Annotated in this window: 6 protein-coding genes and 1 pseudogene; 6 read left to right on the forward strand and 1 reads right to left on the reverse strand. The window is 52.7% G+C overall.

Features of this window, described 5'->3' with window-relative positions:
- Positions 1-410 (reverse strand): recombinase family protein (locus RT613_RS23350; protein WP_313618755.1); only part of this gene is annotated, 410 nt, incomplete at its 3' end.
- Between the two features lie 263 nt (positions 411-673).
- Here RT613_RS23350 and RT613_RS23355 point away from each other — a divergent pair.
- The 6 genes and pseudogenes from RT613_RS23355 (at position 674) to RT613_RS23380 (ending at position 7037) form a co-directional block, all read left to right on the forward strand.
- Complete coding sequence (locus RT613_RS23355) at positions 674-937, forward strand: hypothetical protein (protein WP_313618756.1); 264 nt, start codon at positions 674-676, stop codon at positions 935-937.
- Positions 938-2044: 1107 nt separating this feature from the next.
- Positions 2045-2908 (forward strand): SDR family oxidoreductase, encoded by an 864-nt coding sequence (locus RT613_RS23360; protein ID WP_313618757.1) that lies wholly within the window; start codon positions 2045-2047, stop codon positions 2906-2908.
- A 480-nt stretch (positions 2909-3388) separates the two neighbouring features.
- Positions 3389-5653: a methyl-accepting chemotaxis protein gene (locus RT613_RS23365; protein WP_313618758.1), complete on the forward strand. Its 2265-nt coding sequence runs from the start codon at positions 3389-3391 to the stop codon at positions 5651-5653.
- Positions 5654-5825: 172 nt separating this feature from the next.
- A pseudogene (locus RT613_RS23370) lies at positions 5826-6054 on the forward strand (IS6 family transposase); the annotation flags it as partial.
- Between the two features lie 163 nt (positions 6055-6217).
- Positions 6218-6472: a hypothetical protein gene (locus RT613_RS23375; RefSeq protein ID WP_313618759.1), complete on the forward strand. Its 255-nt coding sequence runs from the start codon at positions 6218-6220 to the stop codon at positions 6470-6472.
- A gap of 286 nt (positions 6473-6758) precedes the next feature.
- Positions 6759-7037 carry a hypothetical protein gene (locus RT613_RS23380; protein ID WP_313618760.1) on the forward strand — a complete coding sequence of 93 codons (279 nt, stop codon included), beginning with the start codon at positions 6759-6761 and terminating at the stop codon, positions 7035-7037.
- The last annotated feature ends 719 nt before the right edge of the window (positions 7038-7756 follow it).

Here is a 7756-nt window from a genome sequence, read left to right on the forward strand (position 1 = left end):
ATACCGAGCGTTTTTGCGGCCTCAATGCCCGCTTTCTGGCGGTCCTTGATGAATTGGAGCTCCATGTCGGCAACCATCCCTAAGATGGTGATGACCATTTTCCCCATAGAACCTGTTGTTGATATTTCAGGTTCGAGAATACGTAGTGATGCACCTTTCTCATCCAACTCGTGGACAAGGTTAAGGACATCACGAGTGGAACGGCCGAGCCGATCAAGGCGCACAACAACCAGTTCGTCGCCCGAGTGCAAAAAGTCCATAATCGTTTCGAGTTCGCTGCGCCCCTTTCGGGACGCGCCCGATCCTGTTTCCGACCTGATAATTTCGCAACCAGCCGCCCTCAGCCGATCGTTCTGGATAGTCAGATCCTGATCCTGGGAGCTTACTCGGGCATATCCAATGCGCGCCATGACGATTCCGTAACATTAGGGTGGTTTGCTTTATGTAACGTCACTTTTGGCGAAAAGATACCCTAATGTGACTACGTTCATCTGTCACATCGACATGTAACTTTTGTGTACACCCTAATACGACATGCTTTGCGACGGGAACATCTGGGCCGTAGGCACGTGGTGGTCGAAGTCTTGGAGGGGGGCGGCTGTTTGCGCCGCCCGACATTTGCCGGAACCAAAGGCCTCCATTTGCCTTTACTGGTGTAGCAACGGAGGAAGTTATGAGCTCGATATACGCAATCTCAACGAACACCTGGCTCAAGATCATGTGCGGACTGATGGTCAATGCCATCCTATTCGATGTTGGCGTTATTACGGTCTTGTCTGTTCCAACGCTGACAGATCATGCCAAGCATCTAATCCCCGCTGTCGTTATCGCAAGTTTTGCGCTGACACCGCTCCTGGTCGGATTTTTTGCCTACCGCATGCGCATTCGCAACTGGGGCGTGGAAGGCTGGCAGAAGGGTGACTTCATTTCGGGATAGACCAGTTACGTCACCCTTATGAATTCAGAAGAGTGACGATGGTTTGTCGGTGCCGATTTCTTTGCCACCTGCCCACGCGCCTCGTCGTTGAATCTTAAGAGTTACAGATCCCCAAAAGCGGGAGGCAGCGCATGGCTAACGATCAAAGTCAGTTTGATATCACAAAGAGGAATCGCACAGGTTTCGCGCAAGGTTGATCGACAATAGAGTTTTTGACATTGCGGTGCTGCATGAGGCGGCGTGCAGACCATGATGGTTAAACAGAAGAAAACCTGCGGCCTCTGCTGAGGCTGCGGGTTTCGATTTAATGGCTGCGTGATTTGGAGGTACTGAACCTCCGGGCAGCCATGCTCACCCTCATGAAGTGCGAGCTACCGAAATTAACCCGCAAAAATGGGAACTATTTTCAATCTTCTGCATTGTCGCTTTTGCGTTGGTTCTATCTCCTTCTGCGCCCACCCGAAGGTTCGACGCCGAAAGAAGCTCTCCTCCGAGAGCTTCTTTTGATTTGGGAACAGAGGTACATCGAGTTGTTGTGCCGTCTTCAGCCAGCCGGGATACTCCCGCTGACGGCGTTTTAGACCGGCCACTTAGAATGCAATGCCGGCGTTGACGCGATCAACACCCATAGCTACGCTGGCAACCTGGCAACCTGGCTGTCGGCCGAATGGCAGATAACGTGGCGAAAGCATAATCAGGAATACGCTTTTTTGCCCGACCTCACTTTTGGTGCACTGTAATTTGCAACCGCCTAAGCGCATTAAGATCGATGGACACGTGTAGTCCGCCAGTCCGTCATGGTGACCAAGTAGTCATTGAAAAGTAGCCAACGGTACAACATTACCGAATGCCAAATGCGAACTCGAGAAAGTCTCAAGCTGTCCAATTCACTCAACTCTTTCCTGTCGTACTTTGCCTCATAGAACACCTTACAACGTTTCAGACTAGTGGATGGTGATGCGAGACAAAAATCTGAGCCAACGTGTCGGACTGGGAGGTGATCGAACAAATGGCACGCTTTGAGGCAGGACATTGCTTTAAAACACTCTTGGAACTCTAGGTGCACCGTTATGGTTAAATTTGCTGATCCCAAAATGGAGAACAGCGATGGAAGACACGCGATACCCTACCCCGCCATATCCAGAACAGCAGCAGCAGCCACCCGGCAAGACTGTCAAGATGAAACCTGTCCCTGACCATGGTGAACAGTCCTACAAAGGGAACGGTCGGCTCACGGGCAAAGTCGCGCTCATCACCGGCGCTGATTCCGGGATTGGAAAAGCCGTCGCTATTGCCTTTGCCAGAGAGGGCGCGGACATCGTTATTTCTTATCTCAACGAGGACGACGACGCCCGCGACACGGCAAAGTGGATCGAGGAAGCGGGGCGCAAGGCTGTTATCGTTCCAGGCGACATTAAATCCGAGGGGCATTGCAACGACATCGTGAAGCGCGCTGTCGATGAACTGGGTGGCATCGACATCCTTGTCAACAATGCTGCATTCCAGCGCACCTATTCCGATATTGCTGACATCACTGCTGTCGAATGGGACGAAACGTTCCGCACCAACATCTATGCTCCGTTCTTCCTGTCAAAGGCAGCCGCTCCTCACATGAAGCCCGGCAGCTCCATCATCAATACAACTTCGATCCAATCGCGGCAGCCCTCGCCTCAGCTTCTGGCTTATGCCTCAACCAAGGGAGCTATCTCCAACTTCACTGCGGGACTGGCCGAGATGCTCGCGGACAAAGGCATTCGTGTGAATGCCGTGGCACCAGGTCCGATCTGGACCCCCCTTATACCTTCTACGATGTCGGCTGAGAAGGCTGCCAAGTTTGGAGAGAATACACTTATAGGCCGGGCTGGGCAGCCGGCAGAGTTGGCCGGGGCTTACGTCCTGCTCGCGTCTGATCTCGGAAGCTACATGACGGGCGCGGTCATTCCCGTGACAGGCGGTGAGATCATGATCTGAAGAGACGTGGTCGGACGTTATGCTTACCGTTCGACCACAGAACGTAGCTGTTCCAGATTGGATCCGTTTACAATGAACTCTCGTTCGGAGGTTGTCATGGGCAGGAAGGTCAACGATGTTGAAAAATACTTGATCCGCGGTTTGGCCAAAGGTTTGGCAGGGCACCGATTGTATGACTTTGTAGAAGGCCGGTCTGGATATTTCTCTATGAGACGATTGAAGCGCGCATCCCTATCTGCCATGAGAAGTCAGCCAGCCGCCGCGCGTGAAACACTTGAGGGCATATATTCGCTTGCGGTCTACAAGAGCCAAGTATCGACACGTTGTCGTTAATCTAAGGCGGACTTTCCACTTCTGTACATCGGTCCCCTGTTCGTCAATTTTCGCAAACATCCTTGGTGTTTCTATTATTTATTTTATGAAAAGTTGATCTTTTTGGCAGATGGTCCTGCGACAGAACTTATTTCGCAGGGGGCCGAAATGAATACAAATGCCGTAACAAAACCGCTTTGGATCAAGATCACAGGCTACGGCTTTGCCGCTGTACTTTTCGCCAGTGCTGCCATTGGTGGACTGGCTTGGTACCGCCAGGCGGACATGAATGACAAGGCGCTTGATAGCAAGGCAGCGAGCGATCTTCAGGTTATGCAGACCGATATGGAGGCAATCCAGCGCTCCGCGTCCGCGATGGCTTTGGCCTTTGCGGGTGAGCCTGATATTGCGGGCTTGATCGAAGCAAATGAACGCCAGCAATTGCTGGATAAATTCTCCAAGAACATCAAAGAAATCGCGCAGATCGGAGGCTTACAAAACTTCACCATTGCCGACGCCCAAGGCAATGTGATCGCGCGCGCTCATGCGCCAGAGAAATTCGGTGACAACTATCTCCACCGCCGCAAGACAGTCGCATCGACGATCTCAACCGGCAAGGTTGCAGCCGGTATCGAACCTGGCCGCACCGGTATTGGCATTTATGCGGTTGCGCCAGTATTTGCCGACGGCAAGGTTGTGGGTGTCGTTGATGTGGGAACCGAACTTTCCAATGCCTATTTCACACCGCTTGCGGAAAGGCTGGGCGCCGAAATCGCCGTTAACGTCATTTCCGATGGCAAGCTGGTCAACCAGTCGTCGACCGAAGACGGCAAGACACTTCTGTCTATGGAAACGGTGCAGGCCGCGTTTGATGGGAAAGCGGTGTTCGAGCCAGCTGTACTCGACGGTCGCGACATGCTGATCAAGGCCGTGCCTTTCAACTCGTTCTCCGGTGAAAAGATCGGCGTTTTTGAAATTGGCACAGATGCAACCGACATGCTGGCCCAGGCACGCACCGCATTGTGGACTATGATCGGTGTCACCATTCTGACATCGCTGCTTGCCCTTTCAGCTTTCTTCATGTTTGCAAAATCGCTTGGTGATGCGATAGGTCGTCTGACCGGCACCATGTCGCGACTTGCGGCGGGCGACCTCTCGGTTACGATCGAAGGCGAGGGTCGTTCCGACGAGACCGGTGCCATGGCACGTGCCGTTCAAGTTTTCAAAGATAATGCCCTCAAGACACAGGAACTGGAGCGTCAGGCAGACGAACAGCGCAATGTGACTGAGGAGCAGCGGCGTAAGAATGCCGAGAAAGAGCGTCAGCGGGCTGAAGCCATGGCAGAAGCCACCAACGGCCTTGCCGCCGGCCTCAAACATCTGTCATCCGGCGACATGACCTATAAGCTTGAACGCCCGTTTGCGGCAGATTTTGAAAGCCTTCGTGCAGATTTCAACGCAACGGTCGAACAGCTGCGCAACACGCTTCAATCTGTTGCACACTCTGCAAGTTCGATCGATAGTGGTTCACATGAGATCAGCCAGAGTGCCGACGACCTGTCAAAGCGGACTGAGCAGCAGGCCGCATCACTGGAAGAGACCGCAGCAGCTCTTGATCAGATTACAGTAAATGTCTCCAACTCGTCCAAACGAGCCGATGAAGCTCGCGCCGTCGCAATCCAAGCAAATGAAAGCGCCCGCCATTCCGGTGCTGTGGTTGCCAATGCCGTACAGGCGATGGGGCGGATCGAGGAATCCTCCGGCCAGATTTCCAGCATCATCGGTGTCATCGATGAAATTGCCTTCCAGACCAACCTTCTCGCACTGAACGCAGGCGTTGAAGCGGCCCGTGCAGGCGAGGCTGGCAAGGGCTTTGCGGTCGTTGCACAGGAAGTTCGTGAACTGGCACAGCGCTCAGCGCAGGCTGCCAAGGAAATCAAGGAGCTGATCAGCAAGTCGTCTATAGAAGTTGGCAGCGGTGTCAAACTGGTCAGCGAAACCGGCGAAGCCCTGCGCACGATCGAATCCTACATCGTGACCATCAATCAGCACATGGATTCGATTGCGACATCGTCACGCGAGCAGTCTGTTGGACTGGCCGAAGTCAATACGGCCGTCAACCAGATGGACCAGGTAACGCAGCAGAATGCGGCAATGGTGGAAGAAGCCAATGCTGCCGGTGCAACGCTTGCCACCGAAGCCGGTCGTCTGCGCGAATTGATCAGCCAGTTCCAGCTTGGACAGGGGGGCATTGGTGGCACGACCAATCAGACCGCGGTCCTGCGGAAGACGGCAAATATATTGGCCGCTTCGCCGCGCTCAACGTCTGCGCCGTCGCCTGCACGCGATATGGTTGGCAAAATCGCTCAGGCCTTCGCTGGCCGCTCTAGTGTGGCTACAAATGCAGCTGTCGACAGCTGGGACGAGTTCTGATCTGAACGCTTCGAATATTAAATCGAAGACGGGAATGGTAATCATTCCCGTCTTTTTCCATATGCAGATATCGCGATCCGACGCAAAGATGCTGGTTTATATCGTTGACTTTGCCATCAACCTCCACCTGTTCCATCTGGTGCACAAGCACACATAAAGCCCGATGGAGCGGGGGATTGAGCACCGTTCGCACAAAACCACTCAACAACCGCGCAGAGAATTCTCACCTTCCCGTTCGACGCCTGATGCGGATAAAGCCGGCACATCAATGCCAACATTTCGTCTCAACTCACGTCCAAACGGCCAATTTTTCCAACTTCATCGAGAACCTGAACGCCGCTGATTATCGCCACCACCGCGCCATCCCGGATGGCTCCCCCCGCGATCACCCTATCTGTTAGGTTCGTTACCCTACAACGATCCAACATTTTGACGAGGCTGCGAGTTGCATAATCGCCAGACAAGTGCATTCTGGCTCTGTCTGTGATGGCAGCACACGATGAGCCTACCCGGAGGGCGCTCTTCGGATGGGCTCAGCCTCATTACCTTGCTTGGAGACCAGCAATGAAGATGATGGACGAAGATGACATCCCCGCATTCGTTGATGCTGTGCTGGCGACCGGCTGCGATATAGTTGCGATCGGCGACAATGCCTACACATTAGGGGATGCAGACTTGCCAGAACCGCGATGCGACGAGGTGCAGGACGAGCTGGAAGCTATCACTCAGAAATTTGGCGAGCGTAATCACCTCAAAGACGAGATAATTAGCTACTTGCATTCGATTGGGCGCATCTACCGCCAAGATACGAGCCATTAGAGACGACTTCTGGATGATTTTGGGCGTGGGGCGGGAACTTTTTCAAAGCTTAATAGTTATCCCAATATACGCACTTCCCCCTTCTTGTGCGTTTTTTCCAACGCAATTTAGACAACCCTCCCGCCGGAGGGTTTCTTTTTTGGGACATAACACCCGTTATATTTCAGGTGTTGATAAAGTAGACTCCTGCAGCCGGTCAGCATAGACTGCCGACATCGTCAGCAATCCACTAATCAGGCCTGAGGGGTAAAGTCACTTGCGCTTGCCCTCAGGCTGGGAGAGACGCGTGACCGGACCATCCTTTGAAAAACCTATGTTTCAAGTGCAAATACGTCCCCTGCTTTGCGACAGGGTGACGCTCTACACTTCCTCACCGGAAATGCGGGAAAGAATAGTCGAGGTCACAATATTGAAAGCGACGAGCGATCCATTCACCGTGTTCGAGGAAGACGTTGAGGGTGCTCTTTACCACTTACTTCATGAAACCGCTGTTGAGGAAATGCATATCAATAAGGACATGTACCGGACTGACACGGTTGGCCAGCAGCTTCAGTACAAGGAGTAAAATCGTGGAAACTGACCCTTCAGGCCTTGCGGCCCAGGTAGTGGCCCGTGAACTCGAGCTACTAACAGACCTGTTGCTCGTGTGGTGCGAGAAAAACGGGCGAGCTCCAGAAGAACTGCTTCCACATTGCAGCTTGATTTTGGATCGCTATCGCAAAGGTGCAGATACGGCCGACACGTTGTTCGCTGACTTGTGAAAAATTGATTGCGAGATCAAAGAAGCCGCTCACAGGCCCAGAAGCGAGACGGCGTGGCGCCGTTTGATTTGCCGACACCTCATGGGTGCAGGCCTAGTGACAGAACCTACCTATTTTATTTGAGGCAATTCTGCAATTCACCGTTATTCGCCCCCGAAGTGTTAAACCTCCGAACAAGTGTAGAGGAGTTTGCGACTTGGTTGGAGGGAACTGCGTTCGTGGAGGAGGTATGGTTTCCCTCGATCGGCTACAACAAGGCGTTCAAGATCCAACGGATGGCATATCTGAAGATTTGCGGGAATAGCTGCAAGCACAACTTTACCCCCTTGTAGGATAACGTGCACAAGCTGATGGCAGTCATGACTCAGAATGGGCAGACAATAGACGAGATTGACGGCTACAAAATGATGCCTGATTTTCAGGAATGGTTTTATGACAATATTCTCGGTGCCCACACCAGCATTATCACAGAAATGCTAAACAACATACGCTGGGCAATTTATGAATATCTCAAGCCCGAGTT

Origin of the sequence: Agrobacterium sp. (assembly GCF_032092815.1) — a bacterium.
Classification (GTDB): domain Bacteria; phylum Pseudomonadota; class Alphaproteobacteria; order Rhizobiales; family Rhizobiaceae; genus Agrobacterium.

Excerpts from the sequence above, each read along its gene's own strand:
- RT613_RS23375 (WP_313618759.1), top strand. The coding sequence starts at position 6,218 with ATGAAGATGATGGACGAAGATGACATCCCCGCATTCGTTGATGCTGTG.
- RT613_RS23360 (WP_313618757.1), top strand. The coding sequence starts at position 2,045 with ATGGAAGACACGCGATACCCTACCCCGCCATATCCAGAACAGCAGCAG.
- RT613_RS23355 (WP_313618756.1), top strand. The coding sequence starts at position 674 with ATGAGCTCGATATACGCAATCTCAACGAACACCTGGCTCAAGATCATG.
- RT613_RS23365 (WP_313618758.1), top strand. The coding sequence starts at position 3,389 with ATGAATACAAATGCCGTAACAAAACCGCTTTGGATCAAGATCACAGGC.